Origin of the sequence: Ornithinimicrobium ciconiae (assembly GCF_007197575.1) — a bacterium.
Classification (GTDB): domain Bacteria; phylum Actinomycetota; class Actinomycetes; order Actinomycetales; family Dermatophilaceae; genus Ornithinicoccus; species Ornithinicoccus ciconiae.
In genome coordinates, this window is record NZ_CP041616.1 from 2,463,010 (window position 1) to 2,482,041 (window position 19,032).

The window sequence follows — 19,032 nt, forward strand, 5'->3', positions numbered from 1 at the left end:
CTCAGAGCTTGCTGCCAACCAGCACGGTCAGGTCGACCAAACGGCTGGAGTAGCCCCACTCGTTGTCGTACCAGCCGACGACCTTGACCTGGTTGCCGATCACCCGGGTGAGGCCGGAGTCGAAGATGCAGGAGGCCGGGTCGGTCTCGATGTCCTTGGAGACGATGGGCTCATCGGTGTAGCGCAGGATGCCCTGCAGGGGGCCCTCGGCGGCCTTCTTGACGGCGGCGTTGACCTCCTCGACGGTGACCTCACGGCTGGCCTCGAAGGTCAGGTCGGTGGCCGAGCCGGTGGGGACCGGGACGCGCAAAGCAAAGCCGTCGAGCTTGCCCTTGAGCTCGGGGAGCACCAGGCCGATGGCCTTGGCCGCACCCGTCGACGTCGGCACGATGTTGAGCGCAGCGGCGCGGGCGCGGCGCAGGTCCTTGTGGGGGCCGTCCTGCAGGTTCTGGTCGGCGGTGTAGGCGTGGATCGTGGTCATCAGACCCTTGACGATGCCGAACTCCTCGTGCAGCACCTTGGCCATCGGGCCCAGGCAGTTGGTGGTGCAGGAGGCGTTGGAGATGATGTGGTGGTTGGCGGGGTCGTAGTCACCCTCGTTGACGCCCAGGACGACCGTGAAGTCCTCGTTCTTCGCCGGCGCGGAGATGATGACCTTCTTGGCCCCACCGTCGATGTGCGCCTTGGCCTTGGTGGCGTCGGTGAAGATGCCGGTGGACTCGATGACCACGTCCGCACCCAGGTCACCCCAGGGCAGGGCAGCCGGGTCCTTCTCGGCGAACGCCTTGATGGTCTGGCCACCCACCGTGATGTCGTCCTCGGTGGAGGTCACCTCGGCGTCGAGACGGCCCAGGATCGAGTCGTACTTCAGCAGGTGCGCCAGCGTCTCGTTGTCGGTCAGATCGTTGACTCCGACGATCTCGATGTCGGCGCCCGACGCGAGGACGGCGCGGGTGAAGTTGCGGCCGATGCGGCCAAAGCCATTGATGCCTACGCGAACGGTCACGTGACCAGCCTCCCAATCTCATCCGGCGCCTGGGCCGGGCTTGTGAACGGTGAAACGTCTCCCCCCAACCTATGGGATAGAGGCGGATGGTGGGCAACCGGGCCGGGTGGTTCAGGTGAGGTTGTCCACCACGACCGGCTCGATGCCCTCGTCCAGCTCCAGACTGAGGACTTGGGCATATAAGGACAGCTCTGCCTCCAGGGCCCGCACCTGGTTGTCCAGCGCCCGGAACCCGTGTCCCTCGCCCTCGAAGAGGACCAGCGCGACCGGCCGGTTCTTGGCCCGCAGCGCCTGCGCTAGCTCGTCCGCCTGCGACGGCGGCACGACCGACGCACTCAGTCGTCGAGCATCTCGGCGGTCAGGCCGGCGTCGGTGCCGTCGATGCCCAGGTCCTCGGCCCGCTTGTCGGCCATCGCCAGGAGTCGGCGGATGCGTCCGGCCACGGCGTCCTTGGTCATCGGGGGGTCCGCGAGCTGACCGAGCTCCTCCAGGGACGCCTGCTTGTGCTCCACCCGGAGCAGTCCGGCCACCCGTAGGTGCTCGGGGGCGTCCTCGCCGAGGATCTCCAGGGCACGTTGGACGCGCGCGCCGGCGGCCACGGCGGCCCGGGCCGACCGGCGCAGGTTGGCGTCGTCGAAGTTGGCGAGCCGGTTGGCCGTCGCCCGCACCTCACGGCGCATGCGGCGCTCCTCCCAGGCCAGGACCGCCTCGTGGGCGCCCAGCCGGGTGAGCATGGCGCCGATCGCGTCACCGTCGCGCAGCACGACCCGGTCCACCCCGCGCACCTCGCGGGCCTTGGCCTGGATGCTCATCCGCCGCCCGGCCCCGATCAGGGCCAGCGCAGCCTCCGGACCGGGGCAGGTGATCTCCATGGCGGAGGACCGGCCGGGCTCGGTGATCGAGCCGTGGGCCAGGAAGGCTCCACGCCAGGCGGCCTCGGCGTCACAGACCGCGGCGCCCACGATCCGCGGGGGCAGCCCTCGCACGGGGCGGCCACGGTGGTCGATCAGTCCGGTCTGTCGCGCCAGCGACTCACCGTCGGAGGTGGCGCGCACGACATAGCGGGTGCCCTTGCGCAGACCACCGGGTCCCATCACCACCATCTCGCTGCTGGAGCCGTAGACGTCGGCCATGAAGGCGCGCAGCCGCCGGGCGACCTGCGCGGTATCCACCTCTGCCTCGATGACGATGCGCCCACCGATGATGTGCAGGCCACCAGCAAAGCGCAGCATCGTGGAGACCTCAGCCTTCTTGCAGCAGGTCTTGGTGACGGGCAGCCTGCTCAACTCGTCCTTGACGCGGGCTGTCATGGCCATCGTGCCCCCCTTAGAGGTCCTGGTCGTGCGTCGTGCCGTCTCAGCCACCGAGGATCACGTCCCGGTAGGCCGCGGCCAGCCGCAGGGTGTCGTGCTCGCGCGGTCTCCGCATCTTACGCACGGGAGTGACAACGAGCTCGGCCCCGATGCCGGCGGCGACCTCGCGGAGGGCGTGCTCGTCGTTGCGGACGACGGCCGGGTCGGCGATCACGAAGTCGACGGTCAGGTCCGGCGCGTGGGCCGAGAGCACCTCGACGTGCTCGGCCGGGGTGAAGCCCTGGGTCTCGTCATCGTCCAGGCCCACGTTGAGGGTCAGGATCCGCCGGGCCGGCGTGTGCACGAGCGCGTCCTGCAGCTCCGGGACCAGCAGGTGCGGCATCACGGAGGTGAACCAGGAGCCCGGGCCCAGGATGACGTAGTCGGCCAGCTTGATCGCTTCCAGCGCCTGGGTGGAGGCCGGTGGCTCGTCGGGGACGATGCGCACACTCATCACCCGTCCTGGGGTGGCCGCGACCCGCGACTGCCCCTTGACGACCGTCATCTCCTCGGGGGCCGCAGGGTCAGCGCCCAGCACCGTGGCCTCGATGTCCAGGGGCACATCGCACATGGGCAGCACCCGGCCACGGGTGTTGAGCAGCCGGCCCACCAGGTCCAGGCCCTTGACCGGGCTGTCCAGCAGCTCCCACAGACCCATGATCAGCAGGTTGCCCAGGGCGTGACCAGCCAGCTCGCCGTCGCCACCGAGCCGGTGCTGCAGCACGGCACTCCACTGGTGGCCCCACGCGGTGTCCTCGCACAGGGCCGCCAGGGCCATCCGTAGGTCGCCGGGGGGCAGGATGCCGAACTCGTGGCGCAGGCGTCCGCTGGAGCCGCCGTCGTCCGCCACGGTCACGATCGCGGTGATCTCCTCCGTCAGGTGGCGCAGGGACTGCAGCGAGGCGGCCAGCCCGTGGCCACCGCCCAGGGCCACGACCCGAGGCGATCTCACTCGCGCCCCAGGTCACGGTGGAAGGTGGTGAGTGCCACTCCGGGACGCCCCTCGAGGCGCTTGACCAGCTCCTCGGTCACGGCGACGGAACGGTGCTTGCCGCCGGTGCAGCCGATGGCCACGGTGACATAGCGTCGTCCCTCCGCGAGGTAGCCGTCCATCGCGATGTTGAGCATCTGGGCGACCGCGTCGAGGTAGGCGTCCACCCCGGACTGGCCCAGCACATAGTCGCGCACCCGCTCGTCGCGTCCGGTGAACTTGCGCAGCTCGGGCTGCCAGTAGGGGTTGACCAGGAAGCGCAGGTCCAGCACCACGTCGGCGTCGAGAGGGATGCCGTACTTGAAGCCGAAGGAGAGCACCGCCATGCGCAGGCGCACGGTCACGTCGGTGTCGAGCAGTTCGTCGACCGCCAGGCCCAGTTGGTGCACGTTGTAGCCCGTGGTGTCGATCACCACGTCGGCCCCGGACCGGATGTCGCCGAGCATGCGGCGCTCCTTGTGGATGCCGTCGAGCAGCAGACCGTCCCCCTGCAGCGGGTGCGGCCGGCGCACGCTCTCGAACCGGCGCACCAGGGCCTCGTCCGTGGAGTCCACAAAGATCGTCCGGGGGGTGTAGCCCTTGGCCTCGAGGGTCCTGATCCCTGCTGACAGCTCGGTGGTGAAGTCCCGGCTGCGCACGTCGACGACCGCCGCCACCTTTTGCGGGCGCACCCCGCCGGAGACGACGTCGACCAGGTCGGCGAGCATTCTGGCCGGGATGTTGTCCACGACATACCACCCGCGGTCCTCCAGCACATTGGCTGCGGTGGAGCGGCCCGCCCCGCTCATCCCGGTGAGCAGCACGAACTCGCGGTGATCGGCCGACACCTCCGAACCTGCCGCAGTGTCTGCGCCCCCCGGATCAACGGCCGGGTCCGGGGACGCGGTCGCGTCCGCATCGACGTCAGTCATATGGCTCTCCCTCAGTCCAGAACTTCGCCAGTGGCCAGGTTAACTCCCGGCGTGTCGCGGGCCGCCTCCCCGGTCAGCCTCTCGTGCACGAGGGCGGCCACCGAGGGGCCGATCCCCGGCACCTGAGTGAGCTCCTCGACGGAGGCCCGCTCGAGCTTGCGGACGGACCCGAAGGCTTTGAGCAGCGCCTTCTGCCGGGCCGGACCGAGCCCTGGTATGCCGTCCAACCGGCTCGTGGTCATCGACTTCGAGCGCCGCTCCCGGTGGAAGGTGTTGGCGAAGCGGTGCGCCTCGTCCCGGACCCGCTGCAGGAGGTAGAGACCCTCGCTGGTGCGGGCCAGGATCACCGGGAACTCCTGCCCCGGCACCCAGACCTCCTCGAGACGTTTGGCCAGCCCGATCACCGCCACGTCGTTGACCCCGACCTCGCTGAGCGCGGCCGCTGCGGCGTTGACCTGCGGCAGCCCACCGTCGACCACGACCAGGTTGGGTGGGTAGGCGAAGCGGGCAGCCTTGCCGTCCGGTGTGACCGGCTGCCCGTCCACCGGCGTGGGCGCGTTGAGCAGATGGCGAAAGCGTCGGGTGAGCACCTCGTGCATCGCCGCCGTGTCGTCGGCGGTCCCCTCCCGGACGATGAAGCGGCGGTATTCACTCTTGCGCGCCAGTCCGTCCTCGAAGACCACCATGGAGCCCACCACGTCGGTGCCCTGCACGTGGCTGATGTCGAAGGACTCGATGCGCAACGGCGCATCGTCCAACTCCAGGAGGTCCTGCAGCTCCTGCAACGCCTGGCTGCGCGCGGTGAGGTCCCCCGACCGGGCCACCTTGTGCCGGGCCAGCGACTGGTGGGCGTTGCGCGCGACCGTCTCCAGCAGCGACTTCTTGTCCCCGCGCTGGGGCACCCTGATCTGGACGCGGGAGCCCCGCAACTCGCTGAGCCACTCCTCCAGGTTGCCGCGTCCGGTCGGGGCAACCGGCACCAGCACCTCCCGCGGGACCGCCTCGGCGGACTCCCCGCCATAGACCTGCTGCAGCAGGTGCTCGACGATCTCCGCGAGATCCTCGGCGCCCTTCTCACTGACCCACCCACGCTGCCCACGGACCCGGCCACCACGCACGTGGAAGACCTGGAAGGCCACTTCGAGCTCGTCGTCGGCGAGCGCGAAGACGTCGGCGTCCGTGGCGTCCGGCAGGACGACCGCGGACTTCTCCAGCGCCCGCTGCAGGGCGGCGATGTCGTCCCGCAGCCGGGCAGCCGTCTCGAAGTCCAACTCATTGCTGGCCGTCCGCATGCGCTGCTCCAGGTCCTTGACGAAGCGGCCCGTGTTGCCGGCCATGAAGTCGCAGAAGTCCTCGGCGATCTCCCGGTGCTCCTCGGGGCTGACCCGGCCGACGCAGGGCGCCGAGCACTTGTCGATGTAGCCGAGCAGGCAGGGCCGTCCGACCTGGCTGGCACGGTTGAAGACACCCTTGCTGCAGGTGCGCACGGGGAAGACCCGCAGCAGCTGGTCGAGCGTCTCGCGGATCGCCCAGGCGTGGGCGTAGGGACCGAAGTAGCGGGTGCCCTTGCGCTTGGCTCCGCGCAGCACCTGGGCCCGCGGGAACTCCTCACCCATCGTCACCGCGAGATAGGGGTAGGACTTGTCGTCGCGGTACTTGACGTTGAAGCGCGGGTCGTACTCCTTGATCCAGGCGTACTCCAGCTGGAGCGCCTCGACCTCGTTGCGCACCACCGTCCACTCCACCGAGGCCCCGGTCTGCACCATCGTGCGGGTGCGCGGGTGCAGCGCCGAGATGTCCTGGAAGTAGGAGCTCAGGCGGGACCGTAGCGAGACGGCCTTGCCGACATAGATGACCCGGCCGTGCTGGTCGCGGAAGCGGTAGACACCCGGCTCGGTCGGGATCTCCCCGGGTCGGGGTCGATAGGTGGAGGGATCAGCCATCGGTCTCAGGCAGACCGCCCACGGGCTCGGGATCGCGGTGCCGACGCGGCGCCACGCCCCCGTTCCAGCAGGGGCGCGAGGAACTGGCCGGTGTAGCTGTCGGGGTGGGCGGCCACCTGCTCCGGCGTGCCCTGCGCCACCACCATGCCGCCGCCCCGGCCACCCTCGGGCCCCAGGTCGACCACCCAGTCAGCGCTCTTGATCACGTCGAGATTGTGCTCGATCACCAGGACCGTGTTGCCCTTGTCGACCAGGCCCTGCAGCACCTTGAGCAGCTTGCGGATGTCCTCGAAGTGCAGACCCGTGGTCGGCTCGTCGAGGACGTAGACCGTGCGGCCGGTGGATCGCTTCTGCAGCTCGGCGGCGAGCTTGACCCGTTGGGCCTCACCACCGGAGAGGGTTGGCGCGGGCTGGCCCAGCCGGACATAGCCCAGGCCCACCTCCACCAGGGTGGTGAGGTGACGGGCGATCGCCGGGACGGCCGAGAAGAACTCGGCGGCCTCCTCGATCGGCATGTCCAGCACCTGAGAGATCGTCCGCCCCTTGAAGTGCACCTCGAGCGTCTCGCGGTTGTAGCGAGCACCGTGACAGACCTCGCACGGCACATAGACGTCCGGCAGGAAGTTCATCTCGATCTTGAGCGTGCCGTCACCAGAGCACGCCTCGCAGCGCCCGCCCTTGACGTTGAAGGAGAAGCGCCCGGGCAGATAACCACGCACCTTGGCCTCGGTGGTCTCCGCGAACAGCTTGCGGATGTTGTCGAAGACGCCGGTGTAGGTCGCCGGGTTGCTGCGGGGAGTGCGCCCGATCGGTCCCTGGTCCACGTGGACCACCTTGTCGAGCACCTCCAGGCCCTCGACGCGCTTGTGCCGCCCCGGCACCTGACGGGCACCGTTGAGCTTGTTGGCCAGGACCTTGTAGAGGATGTCGTTGACCAGCGTGGACTTGCCCGAGCCGGACACCCCAGTGACTGCCACCAGGTTGGCCAGGGGGAAGGAGACGTCGACGCCCTGCAGGTTGTGCTCGCGTGCCCCACGGACGGTGAGGCGGCGCCCGTCCTGCGGGCGGCGGGTGGCCGGCACCGCGATCTCCCGGCGTCCGGACAGGTAGGCGCCGGTGATCGAGGTGTCGTGGGCCAGCAGCGCCGCAACGGACCCCGAGTGCACCACCTGGCCTCCGTGCTCCCCGGCACCGGGGCCGATGTCGACCACCCAGTCAGCCGCCTGGATGGTGTCCTCGTCGTGCTCGACGACGATGAGGGTGTTGCCCAGGTCCCGCAGCCGGGTGAGGGTCTCGATGAGCCGGTGGTTGTCCCGCTGGTGCAGGCCGATGGACGGCTCGTCCAGGACATAGAGCACCCCGACCAGGCCGGAGCCGATCTGCGTGGCCAGCCGGATGCGCTGTGCCTCGCCACCGGACAGCGTGCCGGCCGGACGGTCCAGCGAGATGTAGTCCAGCCCGACGTCGAGCAGGAAGCCGAGGCGGGACTGGACCTCCACCAGGACGCGGTCGGCGATCTGCGCCTCCCGCTCGGTGAACTCGAGGGTGCGCAGGAACTCGGCGCTCTGGTCGATCGGGAGAGCGCACACCTGGGAGATGTTCTGTCCGCCGATGGTCACCGCGAGGGTCTCCGGCTTGAGCCGGCTGCCCTGACAGACCGGGCACGGGATCTCCCGCATGTAGGCCTCGTAGCGCTCCCGGCTGGTGTCGGACTCGGTCTCGGCATGCTTGCGCTTGACATAGGGGATGACCCCCTCGAAGCCGGTGCTGTAGGCACGCTCGCGCCCGAACCGGTTGCGGTAACGCACGTGCACCTTGTGCTTGTAACCGAACAGGATCGCGTCACGCGCCCGCCCGGGCAGCGCCCGCCACGGGGTATCCAGGTCGAACTTCAGGTCCTCACCCAGGCCGCCGAGCACCCGGACGAAGTAGTCGCTGATCCCGTGCGCCGTGGACCAGGGCGTGATCGCACCCTCCATGATGCTGGCGTCCTCGTCCCGGATCACCAGCTCGGGGTCGACCTCGAGCTCCATGCCGAGCCCGGTGCAGGACGGGCAGGCACCGAACGGGGAGTTGAACGAGAAGGAGCGCGGCTCCAGCTCATCCATCGACAGCGGGTGGTCGTTGGGGCAGGCCATCCGCTCGGAGTAGCGCCGCTCGCGGGGGCGGCCCTCCGGGTCGTCGTCGGCGATGTCGACGAACTCGATGACCACCAGGCCACCGGCCAGTCCCAGAGCGGTCTCGACGGAGTCGGTGAGCCGCTGCTTGGCCTTGCGATCCCCGCCCTTGGCCACGAGGCGGTCGACGACCACGTCGATGGTGTGCTTCTTCTGCTTCTCCAGGGTCGGCGGCTCGCTCAGGGAGACGACCTCACCATCGACCCGGGCCCGCGAGAAGCCCTTGCCCTGCAGCTCGCCGAACAGCTCGACATATTCCCCCTTGCGGGCCCGGACGACCGGTGCCAGGACCTGGAAGCGCGTGCCCTCGGGCAGCTCGAGGAGCCGGTCGACGATCTGCTGCGGGGTCTGGCGCGCCACGGGCTCGCCACACACCGGGCAGTGCGGACGACCGACCCGGGCATAGAGCAGACGCAGGTAGTCATAGACCTCGGTGATCGTCCCCACCGTCGACCGGGGGTTGCGGTTGGTCGACTTCTGGTCGATCGACACCGCCGGAGACAGGCCCTCGATGAAGTCCACGTCCGGCTTGTCCATCTGACCGAGGAACTGGCGGGCATAGGCGGACAGCGACTCGACATAGCGCCGCTGCCCCTCCGCGAAGATCGTGTCGAACGCCAGCGAGGACTTGCCGGATCCGCTCAGCCCGGTGAACACCACCAGGGCATCGCGCGGGATGTCCACGGAGACATCCTTGAGGTTGTGCTCGCGCGCACCGCGCACGACCAAGCGGTCGCGACGGGGCGGGAGGGAGGCGGGGGCAGTCATGGATGGCACGCTCTCGATGGTAGATCGTGCCACCGACAGTCCCTATCTGGCGAGATCCGCGGCACCATCGGCCACACCATCGGCCACCGCCACACCAGTGACAAATTATGCTCGCTCCTGCATACTTATGTGACGCTCGGCACGATTCCTTCCGGTCATCGGGTCCTGGCATTTACAGTCACCGCAGCACTTTTCGGTCGGCAGACGGCGAAGTGGTGCGCCCACCGGGCCGACGTCGTCCCGGGATCCCCCTCACGCGGCTACAGGCTGCCCGCCCTTGGACGGTGCCATGAACCAGAGCCCCACTTTTCGGACCCCGAACGCCCAGCCGGACCCGAACGCCCAGCCGGACACTCCTGTGGGCCCGAGCTCCCCCGCGAGCGCCGCTCGCCCCGCCGGGCTCTATGACGGAGCGCACGAGCACGATGCGTGTGGCGTCGCCTTCGTCGCGACGCTGCGCGGCTCCCCCGGGCACGACATCGTCGAGCACGCCCTCACCGCCCTGCACAACCTCGACCACCGGGGAGCGGTCGGCGCCGAGCCCGACTCCGGGGACGGGGCCGGGATGCTCACCCAGGTGCCGGACCGTTTCCTGCGCTCCGTCCTGGACGTCGAGCTGCCCGCGCCCGGCTCGTATGCCGTGGGGCTGCTCTTCCTCCCGCCGCGGGACGAGGCCAGGGCCCGAGCCGCCGTGGAGCAGATCCTTCACGACAGCGGACTGGACGTGCTGGCCTGGCGCACGGTCCCGACCCGGCCCGAGATCCTGGGGCCGCTAGCCCGGAAGGCGATGCCCGGCATACGGCAGGTCGTGGTGGCCTCCCGCACCGGTGACTCCGGGCTCGACCTGGAGCGTCGGGTCTGGCTGGCGCGCAAGGTGATCGAGCGCGAGACGGAGGTCTATCCCGTCTCGCTGTCCGGACGCACCCTGACCTACAAGGGCATGCTGACCACCGGCCAGCTCGACGAGTTCTTCCCGGACCTGCGTGACGAGCGTTACGAGTCCCGGCTGGCGGTCGTGCACTCGCGCTTCTCCACCAACACCTTCCCGGCGTGGCCGCTGGCCCACCCCTACCGGGTGATCGCGCACAACGGCGAAATCAACACCGTGCGCGGCAACCGCAACTGGATGCACGCCCGGGAGAGCAACCTGACGACGTCGGTCTTCCCCGGCGACCTCTCCCGCGCCCTGCCGGTCTGCACGCCCGGCGCCAGCGACAGCGCGACCTTCGACGAGGTCGTCGAGCTGCTCCACCTGGGCGGGCGCTCGCTGCCCCACGCCGTGCTGATGATGGTCCCGCCCGCCTGGGAGAACAACCCCGAGCTGGACGACGAGCTGCGGGCCTTCTACGACTTCCACTCGATGATCATGGAGCCCTGGGACGGCCCGATGAGCCTGGTCTTCACCGACGGCTCCCAGGTGGGCGGCATCCTGGACCGCAACGGTCTGCGGCCCTCGCGCTACTGGGTCACCGACGAGGGACTGGTCGTCCTTGGCAGCGAGTCCGGCGTCCTGCCGATCCCGGAGGAGCGCATCGTGACCAAGGGACGGGTCGAGCCGGGTCGGATGTTCCTGGTCGACACGGAGGCGGGCCAGATCGTCGACGACCAGGCGCTCATCCGCGACCTCGCGACCGCCCAGCCCTATCGACGCTGGGTCGACGACAACGTGGTGCGGTTGGAGGACCTGCCCGAGCGGGTCCACGTCCGCCACACCCACGCCTCGGTCACCCGCCGCCAGCAGATCTTCGGCTACACCGAGGAGGAGCTGCGCATCATCCTCTCCCCCATGGCGCAGTCCGGCACCGAGCCGCTGGGCGCGATGGGCTCGGACACGCCGATCGCGGCGCTGTCCGAGCGGCCCCGGCTGTTGTTCGACTACTTTGTCGAAGCCTTCGCCCAGGTCACGAACCCGCCGTTGGACGCCATCCGGGAGGAGGTGGTGACCTCCCTGATGACCACCACCGGGCCGGAGGCCAACCTGCTGACCGAGGGGCCGGAGCACGCCCGCCAGGTGGAGCTCGACTTCCCGGTGATCGACAACGACCAGCTCGCCGCCCTGCGGCACATCAACCTCGAGGGGCAGCACCCGGACTTCGCACCGGTCGTGGTGCGCGGTCTCTATCGGGTCGACGGCGGCGCGCAGGCGCTCGCCGAACGGCTGGCAGAGATCTGCGAGCAGGTGTCCGAGGCCGTGGCACGCGGCGCCTTCTTCGTCGTCCTGTCCGACCGGCACGCCGACCGGGAGCACGCCCCGATCCCGTCACTGCTGCTGACCAGCGCCGTGCACCACCACCTGGTGCGGGAGCACACCCGCACCCGGGTCGGTCTGCTCGTGGAGGCCGGTGACGTCCGCGAGGTGCACCACGTGGCGCTGCTGATCGCCTATGGCGCCGGGGCCGTCAATCCCTATCTGGCGATGGAGTCCGTCGAGGACCTCTGCCGCGCCGGCCGCCAGCTGGACGGACTCGACCCCGACGTCGCCATCGCCAACCTGATCCGGGCCCTCGGCAAGGGGGTGCTCAAGGTGATGAGCAAGATGGGCATCTCCACGGTCTCCTCCTACCGCGGTGCCCAGACCTTCGAGGCTGTGGGGCTTTCCACGCAGCTGGTGGAGCGCTGGTTCACCGGCACCACCAGCCAGCTGGACGGCGTCGGCCTCGAGGTGATCGCCCAGGAGGTGGCCGCCCGGCACAGCGTGGCCTACCCGCTCAGCGGCATCCCGCCCTACCACCGTGACCTCGAGGTCGGCGGGGAGTACCAGTGGCGCCGGGAGGGTCCCCCGCACCTGTTCAACCCGGAGACGGTCTTCCGCCTCCAGCACGCCACGCGCTCGGGGCGCTACGACATCTTCCGGCAGTACACCGACCTGGTGGACGACCAGGCGGAGCAGCTCATGACGCTGCGCGGCCTGCTGCGCCTCACCGGGGACCGTGACCCGGTGCCGCTGGAGGAGGTCGAGCCGGTCGCCTCGATCGTGAAGCGGTTCGCCACCGGCGCGATGAGCTACGGCTCCATCTCCCGCGAGGCGCACGAGACGCTCGCCATCGCGATGAACCGGCTCGGCGGCAAGTCCAACAGTGGGGAGGGCGGCGAGGAGCCGGATCGGCTCGCCGACCCGGAGCGGCGCTCGGCCATCAAGCAGGTCGCGTCCGGCCGATTCGGGGTCACCAGCGCCTACCTGGTCAGCGCCGACGACATCCAGATCAAGGTCGCCCAGGGTGCCAAGCCCGGCGAGGGCGGCCAGCTGCCGCCCGGCAAGGTCTATCCGTGGATCGCCGCCACCCGGCACTCGACGCCGGGCGTGGGCCTGATCTCGCCGCCTCCGCACCACGACATCTACTCCATCGAGGACCTCGCCCAGCTCATCCACGACCTCAAGAACGCCAACCCTCGCGCCCGGGTGCACGTCAAGCTGGTCAGCCAGGTCGGCGTCGGCACGGTGGCCGCAGGCGTCGCCAAGGCGCACGCCGACGTGGTGCTGGTCTCCGGTGCCGACGGCGGCACCGGCGCGAGCCCGCTGACCTCCCTCAAGCACGCCGGCACCCCGTGGGAGCTGGGCCTGGCCGAGACCCAGCAGACCCTGCTGCGCAACGGGCTGCGCGACCGGATCACCGTCCAGATCGACGGCCAGCTCAAGACCGGGCGGGACGTGGTGATCGCGGCGCTGCTCGGTGCGGAAGAGTTCGGCTTCGCCACCGCACCGCTGGTGGTCTCCGGCTGCGTGATGATGCGGGTCTGTCACCTGGACACCTGTCCGGTGGGCGTGGCCACGCAGAATCCCGAGCTGCGGGCGCGCTTCACCGGCAAGGCCGAGCACGTGATCACCTTCTTCACCTTCATCGCCGAGCAGGTGCGCGAGCACCTGGCAGCACTGGGTTACCGCAGCCTGGAGGAGGTGATCGGGCGGGTCGACCTGCTCGACACGGAGGCCGCCACCGTCCACGGGAAGGCGCACGGACTCGACCTGACTCCTCTCCTGTATGCCGAGCCGCTGCCGGAGGGTGCGCCCCGCCACCGGACCCGGGGGCAGGACCACGGCCTGGAGCGGGCGCTGGACCACCAGTTCATCGCGGCCGCGGCCCCGGCGCTGGAGCACCGGCAGCCGGTCCGGGCCGACTTCGCGATCCGCAACGTCAACCGGACCCTGGGGACCCTGCTCGGACACGAGGTGACCCGCCGGCACGGCCCGGACGGTCTGCCCGACGGCACCATCGACCTGACCCTCACCGGCTCCGCCGGGCAGTCGCTGGGTGCCTTCCTGCCCCGCGGCGTCACGCTGCGCCTGGTCGGAGACGCCAATGACTACGTCGGCAAGGGCCTCTCCGGCGGCCAGATCGTCATCCGGCCGTCCGAGGGCGCCCGCTTCACCGCCGCGGACCAGGTGATCGCCGGCAATGTCATCGCCTATGGCGCGACGTCCGGGCAGCTCAACCTGCGGGGCCGGGTCGGCGAGCGCTTCTGCGTGCGCAACTCCGGCGCCATCGCCGTCGTGGAGGGCGTCGGCGACCATGCCCTGGAGTACATGACCGGCGGAACAGTGCTGATCCTCGGCCCCACCGGTCGCAACCTGGGGGCGGGGATGTCTGGTGGCACGGCATACGTCCTGGATCTGCTCCCCGCCCGGGTGAACGTGGCGGCCCGCACCTCCGGTGACCTCCTCCTCGAGCAGGTCACCACCGGCGGCCCGACCGCCGGCGTGCTGCTCGAGCTGCTCACCGAGCACGTCCAGCTCACCGGCTCCACGCTCGCGCAGGAGCTGCTGGGCGACCCCGACTGGCCGACCAGGTTCACCCGGATCACCCCGCGGCAGTATGCCGGGGTGTTGCGGATCCGCGAGGAAGTCGCCTCCCGCGGAGACGACCCCGACGGTCCCCACGCCTGGCAACTGATCCTGGAGGACTCCCGTGGCTGACCCGCACGGCTTCCTGGCCCACCGCGACCGCGAGCCGCAACCCAGCCGCCCGGTTCCGGTCCGCATCATGGACTGGAAGGAGGTGCACACTGCCCAGGAGGACGGGGTGCTGCGCCGCCAGGCCGGTCGGTGCATGGACTGCGGCATCCCGTTCTGTCACCAGGGCTGCCCGCTGGGCAACCTGATCCCGGAGTGGAACGACCTGACCCGGCGCGGCAACTTCCGCGAGGGCATCGAGCGTCTGCACGCGACCAACAACTTCCCGGAGTTCACCGGGCGGCTGTGCCCGGCGCCGTGCGAGACCGCCTGCGTGCTGGGGATCAGCCAACCGGCGGTCACCATCAAGCAGGTCGAGGTCTCGATCGTGGACCGGGCCTTCGACAACGGCCTGGTGACTCCGCACGAGCCGGAGTGGCTCAGCGGGCGCACCATTGCCGTCGTGGGCTCCGGCCCGGCCGGTCTGGCCGCCGCCCAGCAGCTCGGTCGGGCCGGCCACACGGTCGTGGTGCTGGAGCGCGACGACGCCGTCGGTGGACTGCTGCGCTATGGCATCCCGGAGTTCAAGATGGAGAAGTCGGTGCTGGACCGGCGCCTGGTCCAGCTGCGGGCCGAGGGCATCCGGTTCACCACCGGGGTCACCGTCGGCGGCGACGGCCCCGACGACCTCAGCCTCGCCGAGCTGCGGGAGCGTTTCGACGCCGTCGTGCTGGCCGTCGGCTCCACGGTGCCCCGGCCGCTGGGCGTCAGCGGCCAGGACGTCGCCGGGGTCCATCCGGCGATGGACTACCTGGTGCCGGCCAACCGGGAGGCCCTGGGTGCCGGTCGCGGGATCGACGCGGAGGGCAAGCACGTGGTGATCGTCGGTGGTGGCGACACCGGGGCGGACTGTTATGGCACGGCGCTGCGGCAGGGCGCGGCCAGCGTCACCCAGCTCGACATCCGGGCCCAGCCACCGACCGAGCGTCCGGAGCGCCACCCGTGGCCGATGTATCCGCTGATCCACCGGGTCGGCGAGTCCCACGAGGAGGGCGGCGAGCGGGTGTTCGGGGTGAGCACCCTGGAGGTGGTCGCCGAGGACGGGGCCGTCACCGGCGTGCACATCGTCGACGGCGAGCGCGTCGACGGGCGTTTCGACGCGTATGCCGGCACGGAGCGGACCATCCCGGCGGACCTGGTCCTCATCGCGCTGGGGTTCACCGGACCCGACCCGGTCGTCGGCACGGGCACCGAGCTGGCGAGGACGCCGCGCGGCACCTTCGCGCGGGACCAGGACTACGCCACGGAGCTGCCCGGGGTCTTCGTCGCCGGCGACGCCGGCCGCGGACAGTCGCTGATCGTGTGGGCCATCGCCGAGGGGCGGGCCTGTGCGGCGGCCGTCGACCGCCATCTGACGGGCGCGACCACGCTGCCCTCCCCCGTGCGACCCACGGATGTCCCGATCAGCATCTGAACCGGCAGGGACGAGGTCGACCGGATCGGCATCTGGACCGGCAGGGGACGACGCCCCGACCGGGTCAGCATCTGGACCGGCAGGGACGACGTCCCGACCACCGTCCGAGCCTCCCGCATAGACTCAGTCCAAGGCTCCGCCGCCCAGTGCCTGGGCGCGCGGCCGCCACCGTCGACCAGCCTCCCGGAGGTCCACATGACCGTCGTGTCCGCCAACCACACTCCCCTGAGCCCGCTGCGCTTCCTCGAGCGGTCCTCGACGGTCTTCCCGGACCGGACCGCCATCGTCTACGGGGACCGCAGATCGAGCTATGCGGAGTTCGCTGACGAGGTGCAGCGCCTGGCCAGGGTGCTGCGGGCCACGATCTCCCCGGGTGACAAGGTGGCCTTCCTGGCGCCCAACGTGCCGGAGCTGCTCATGGCCCACTTCGCGGTGCCGCTGGCCGGCGGGGTCCTGGTCGCGATGAACTCCCGGCTCGCGCCCCCGGAGATCACCTACATCCTGGAGCACTCGGAGTCCACGGTGCTCCTCGTCGACTCCGAGCTCGTGCCGTCGGTGGCGCCGGCCACGCAGAGCCTGACGGGTCTGATCGAGGTCGTGGAGGTTCCCGACCCCACAGTGGACCCGTCGGAGGTCCCCACGGGGGTGACCACCACGACATACCAGCAGTTCCTCGCCCGCGCCGAGGACCTGGACCCCACCCCCCTCCCGTGGGCAGTGGACGATGAGCACACGGTCATCACCATCAACTACACGTCCGGCACGACGGGTAAGCCCAAGGGCGTCATGTATACGCACCGCGGCGCCTACCTGGCTGCCATGGGCGAGGTGGTCCACAACGGCTTGAACGGCAACACCAAGTACCTGTGGACCCTGCCGATGTTCCACTGCAACGGCTGGACCATGCCCTGGGCGGTGACCGCGGCCGCGGGCGCCCACCTCTGCCTCCGCGCGGTCCGCGGGGAGGCCGTCTGGGACGCGATCGACCGCCTCGGCGTCACGCACCTGTGCGGCGCGCCCACCGTCTGCACGGTGATGGTCAACGCGCCGGAGGCGCACGCCGTGCAGGACCGGGAGCTGCGCCTCATGGTGGCGGGCGCTCCTCCGTCGCCGACGATCATCAGCGAGCTCTCGTCGCTGGGGATCAATGTCGTGCACGTCTACGGCCTGACCGAGGTCTATGGCCCGTTCACCATCGCCGAGGTGCAGGAGGCGTGGGACCAGGAGCCCGCCGAGGAGCGCTTCCGGCTGCTCGCCCGGCAGGGGGTCGGCATGGTGCAGGCCGAGACCGCCCGCGTGGTGGACTCGCAGCTGCAGGACGTGCCTGCCGACGGCAACAGCATGGGTGAGATCGTGCTGCGCGGCAACAACGTGATGCTCGGCTACTTCAAGGACCCGGAGGCGACCGCGAAGGCCTTCGAGGGCGGCTGGTTCCACACCGGTGACCTCGGGGTCATGCACCCGGACGGTTATATCCAACTGCGGGACCGGGCCAAGGACATCATCATCTCCGGGGGCGAGAACATCTCGTCCGTCGAGGTGGAGCAGGCCATCGTCAGCCACCCGCAGATCCTGGAGTGCGCAGTCGTGGGGGTCCCTGACGAGAAGTGGGGCGAGCGCCCGGTGGCGTATGTGACGGTGCGCGACGGCACCGACATCAGCCCCGAGGACGTCGTGGCGCACACCCGCGCCCTGCTCGCGGGCTACAAGGTGCCGCGGGAGGTCGTGGTCGTTCCGGAACTGCCGAAGACCTCCACCGGCAAGATCCTTAAGTACGAGCTGCGCCGCGGTGGCCAGCATGGGTGATGGCCACGAGCACCCCGCCGAGCACCCGGGCAGCGGTCCCTCCGCCGATGGCCAGGGCAGCGGTCCCTCCGCCGATGACGGCGCGACAGGCCCGGAGCACGCGCGAGCACATGTGGAGCCGGGCGGACCCTTTTGGCTGGGCCACCTGGGTCATGCCCTGGTGCGCAAGGCCAGCGTCTCGGAGATGGACAACAACTGTTATCTGATCACCTGCCGACGCAGCGGAGAGCAGCTCCTCATCGACGCCGCGGACGACGCCCCCCGGCTGGCCGAGCTGGTCGCTGCGGGCTCAGGTCGGCTCACGGCCGTGGTCACCACCCACCAGCACTGGGACCACCACCGAGCGCTCGCCGCCGTCGTCGCGGAGTTCGCCCCCCGCACCGCGGCCGGCGCAGCCGACGCGGACGCACTGCCCGTCCCGCCGGACGTCAGGCTCACCCACGGTGACCGGATCAGCGTCGGTGAGCTCCTCCTGGACGTGATCGCCCTGCGCGGTCACACCCCCGGATCCATCGCCCTGGCGCTGACGGACGGAGCAGGGCAGGTCCATCTGTTCACCGGTGACAGCCTCTTCCCGGGCGGACCGGGCAAGACCCCAGACGCCGAGGCCTTCACCTCACTGATGGACGACCTCGAGGACCGGGTCTTCGCCACCTATCCCGACAACACCGTGGTGCACCCCGGGCACGGCGACAGCACCACGATCGGCGCAGAGCGTCCTCAGCTCGCCTCCTGGCGGGCGCGCGGTTGGTGAGCCGCCGCACCGGTGACACGGGGCTCACCGCGGCGGCACAGGAGCATCCGGTCCTGCTGGTCCTGGCGGCCGTCCTGTCGGTGCAGTTCGGCGGCGCCCTCGCCGCGACGCTCCTGCCGCTGGTCGGGGTGTTCGGCTCGGTCCTGCTGCGGATCCTGCTGGCGGCCGTGCTGCTGGTGGTTCTCGTGCGGCCCCGGTGGCGCGGCCGAAGCCGGCAGGACTGGGTCACGGTCACCGGTTTTGCCCTCACCCTGACCGCGATGAACATCTGCTTCTATGCCTCGCTGGAGCGGCTGCCGATCGGTGTCGCGGTCACCATCGAGTTCCTCGGGCCACTCCTGCTGGCAGCAGTGACCTCGCGTCGTGGCCGCGACGCCCTCGCCGTCCTGCTGGCCCTGCTGGGCGTGCTGCTGATCTCCGAGGTCCTCTCGGTGCCCTGGGCGCGGATGGACTTCGTCGGCATCGGACTGGCTGCCGCCGCCGGCGGCTTCTGGGCGGCATACATCGTCCTGAGCGGACGGACCGGCACCCGCTTCGAGGGACTGGACGGCATGGCGATCGCCCTCGTGATCGGCGCGGTCGCCATGCTGCCACTGGGGGTGCTGGGGGCCGGTTCGGCACTGCTGGACGGCGACGTGCTCCTGCGGGGTCTGGGCATCGCACTGCTCTCCTCAGCCATCCCCTACTCCCTTGAGCTGCTGGCGCTGCGCCGCCTGTCTGCTGGCGTCTTTGGGGTGCTGCTGAGCCTGGAGCCGGCTGCCGCTGCCCTGGCGGGTCTCCTGGTGCTCTCGCAGACCCTGGCGCCTCTGCAGGTCCTGGGGATGGCGCTCGTGGTGTCCGCGAGCATCGTCGTCCTCGGCCGGCGCGGCCGCGGGACCTAGATCACCCGTCGGACGCAGCCGCGGAACCTCACTCACCCGTCGGACAGTGCCACGGAACTTCAACTCACCAGCCGGACGCAG

12 protein-coding genes are annotated in these 19,032 nt (G+C 70.3%); 5 read left to right on the forward strand and 7 right to left on the reverse strand.

The annotated features are described in order from the left end of the window. Nucleotide 1 precedes the first annotated feature (1 nt). The 7 genes from gap to uvrA all read right to left on the reverse strand — a co-directional run bounded on the left by gap (nucleotide 2) and on the right by uvrA (nucleotide 9,148). Entirely contained in the window at nucleotides 2-1,006 is a 1,005-nt protein-coding gene (gap, locus tag FNH13_RS11340) for a type I glyceraldehyde-3-phosphate dehydrogenase (RefSeq protein ID WP_143783521.1), read from the reverse strand. A 111-nt stretch (nucleotides 1,007-1,117) separates the two neighbouring features. Continuing rightward, a complete protein-coding gene (locus FNH13_RS11345) occupies nucleotides 1,118-1,330 on the reverse strand; it encodes an alpha/beta hydrolase family protein (protein ID WP_143783522.1) in 213 nt (70 codons plus the stop codon). Between the two features lie 11 nt (nucleotides 1,331-1,341). Further along, nucleotides 1,342-2,322, reverse strand: coding sequence for a DNA-binding protein WhiA (whiA, locus tag FNH13_RS11350; RefSeq protein ID WP_143783523.1), 981 nt, complete (start codon nucleotides 2,320-2,322; stop codon nucleotides 1,342-1,344). Between the two features lie 40 nt (nucleotides 2,323-2,362). Continuing rightward, nucleotides 2,363-3,292, reverse strand: coding sequence for a gluconeogenesis factor YvcK family protein (locus FNH13_RS11355; protein ID WP_229576515.1), 930 nt, complete (start codon nucleotides 3,290-3,292; stop codon nucleotides 2,363-2,365). Nucleotides 3,293-3,306: 14 nt separating this feature from the next. Beyond that, nucleotides 3,307-4,260: an RNase adapter RapZ gene (rapZ, locus tag FNH13_RS11360; protein WP_143783525.1), complete on the reverse strand. Its 954-nt coding sequence runs from the start codon at nucleotides 4,258-4,260 to the stop codon at nucleotides 3,307-3,309. Between the two features lie 11 nt (nucleotides 4,261-4,271). Beyond that, nucleotides 4,272-6,203 (reverse strand): excinuclease ABC subunit UvrC, encoded by a 1,932-nt coding sequence (uvrC, locus tag FNH13_RS11365; RefSeq protein ID WP_143783526.1) that lies wholly within the window; start codon nucleotides 6,201-6,203, stop codon nucleotides 4,272-4,274. Nucleotides 6,204-6,208: 5 nt separating this feature from the next. Continuing rightward, nucleotides 6,209-9,148, reverse strand: coding sequence for an excinuclease ABC subunit UvrA (gene uvrA / locus FNH13_RS11370; protein ID WP_143783527.1), 2,940 nt, complete (start codon nucleotides 9,146-9,148; stop codon nucleotides 6,209-6,211). A 289-nt stretch (nucleotides 9,149-9,437) separates the two neighbouring features. On the opposite strand from uvrA, the gene gltB reads away from it, so the two are divergent. The 5 genes from gltB (at nucleotide 9,438) to FNH13_RS11395 (ending at nucleotide 18,951) form a co-directional block, all read left to right on the forward strand. Next, nucleotides 9,438-14,060, forward strand: coding sequence for a glutamate synthase large subunit (gene gltB, locus FNH13_RS11375; protein ID WP_143783528.1), 4,623 nt, complete (start codon nucleotides 9,438-9,440; stop codon nucleotides 14,058-14,060). After that, nucleotides 14,053-15,510 carry a glutamate synthase subunit beta gene (locus tag FNH13_RS11380; protein ID WP_143783529.1) on the forward strand — a complete coding sequence of 486 codons (1,458 nt, stop codon included), beginning with the start codon at nucleotides 14,053-14,055 and terminating at the stop codon, nucleotides 15,508-15,510. Before gltB ends, FNH13_RS11380 begins: the two co-directional genes overlap by 8 nt. A gap of 195 nt (nucleotides 15,511-15,705) precedes the next feature. Beyond that, complete coding sequence (locus tag FNH13_RS11385; RefSeq protein ID WP_143783530.1) at nucleotides 15,706-17,316, forward strand: long-chain-fatty-acid--CoA ligase; 1,611 nt, start codon at nucleotides 15,706-15,708, stop codon at nucleotides 17,314-17,316. Then, a complete protein-coding gene (locus FNH13_RS11390) occupies nucleotides 17,309-18,070 on the forward strand; it encodes an MBL fold metallo-hydrolase (protein ID WP_143783531.1) in 762 nt (253 codons plus the stop codon). The genes FNH13_RS11385 and FNH13_RS11390 overlap by 8 nt, the downstream gene beginning before the upstream one ends. Further along, nucleotides 18,064-18,951 (forward strand): EamA family transporter, encoded by an 888-nt coding sequence (locus FNH13_RS11395; RefSeq protein ID WP_407669890.1) that lies wholly within the window; start codon nucleotides 18,064-18,066, stop codon nucleotides 18,949-18,951. Before FNH13_RS11390 ends, FNH13_RS11395 begins: the two co-directional genes overlap by 7 nt. The last annotated feature ends 81 nt before the right edge of the window (nucleotides 18,952-19,032 follow it).

What these genes read in the sequence shown, in the direction of transcription:
- whiA (WP_143783523.1), bottom strand. Translation starts at nt 2,322, where the DNA reads ATGGCCATGACAGCCCGCGTCAAGGACGAGTTGAGCAGGCTGCCCGTC.
- rapZ (WP_143783525.1), bottom strand. Translation starts at nt 4,260, where the DNA reads ATGACTGACGTCGATGCGGACGCGACCGCGTCCCCGGACCCGGCCGTT.
- uvrC (WP_143783526.1), bottom strand. Translation starts at nt 6,203, where the DNA reads ATGGCTGATCCCTCCACCTATCGACCCCGACCCGGGGAGATCCCGACC.
- uvrA (WP_143783527.1), bottom strand. Translation starts at nt 9,148, where the DNA reads ATGACTGCCCCCGCCTCCCTCCCGCCCCGTCGCGACCGCTTGGTCGTG.
- gltB (WP_143783528.1), top strand. Translation starts at nt 9,438, where the DNA reads ATGAACCAGAGCCCCACTTTTCGGACCCCGAACGCCCAGCCGGACCCG.
- FNH13_RS11385 (WP_143783530.1), top strand. Translation starts at nt 15,706, where the DNA reads ATGACCGTCGTGTCCGCCAACCACACTCCCCTGAGCCCGCTGCGCTTC.
- FNH13_RS11390 (WP_143783531.1), top strand. Translation starts at nt 17,309, where the DNA reads ATGGGTGATGGCCACGAGCACCCCGCCGAGCACCCGGGCAGCGGTCCC.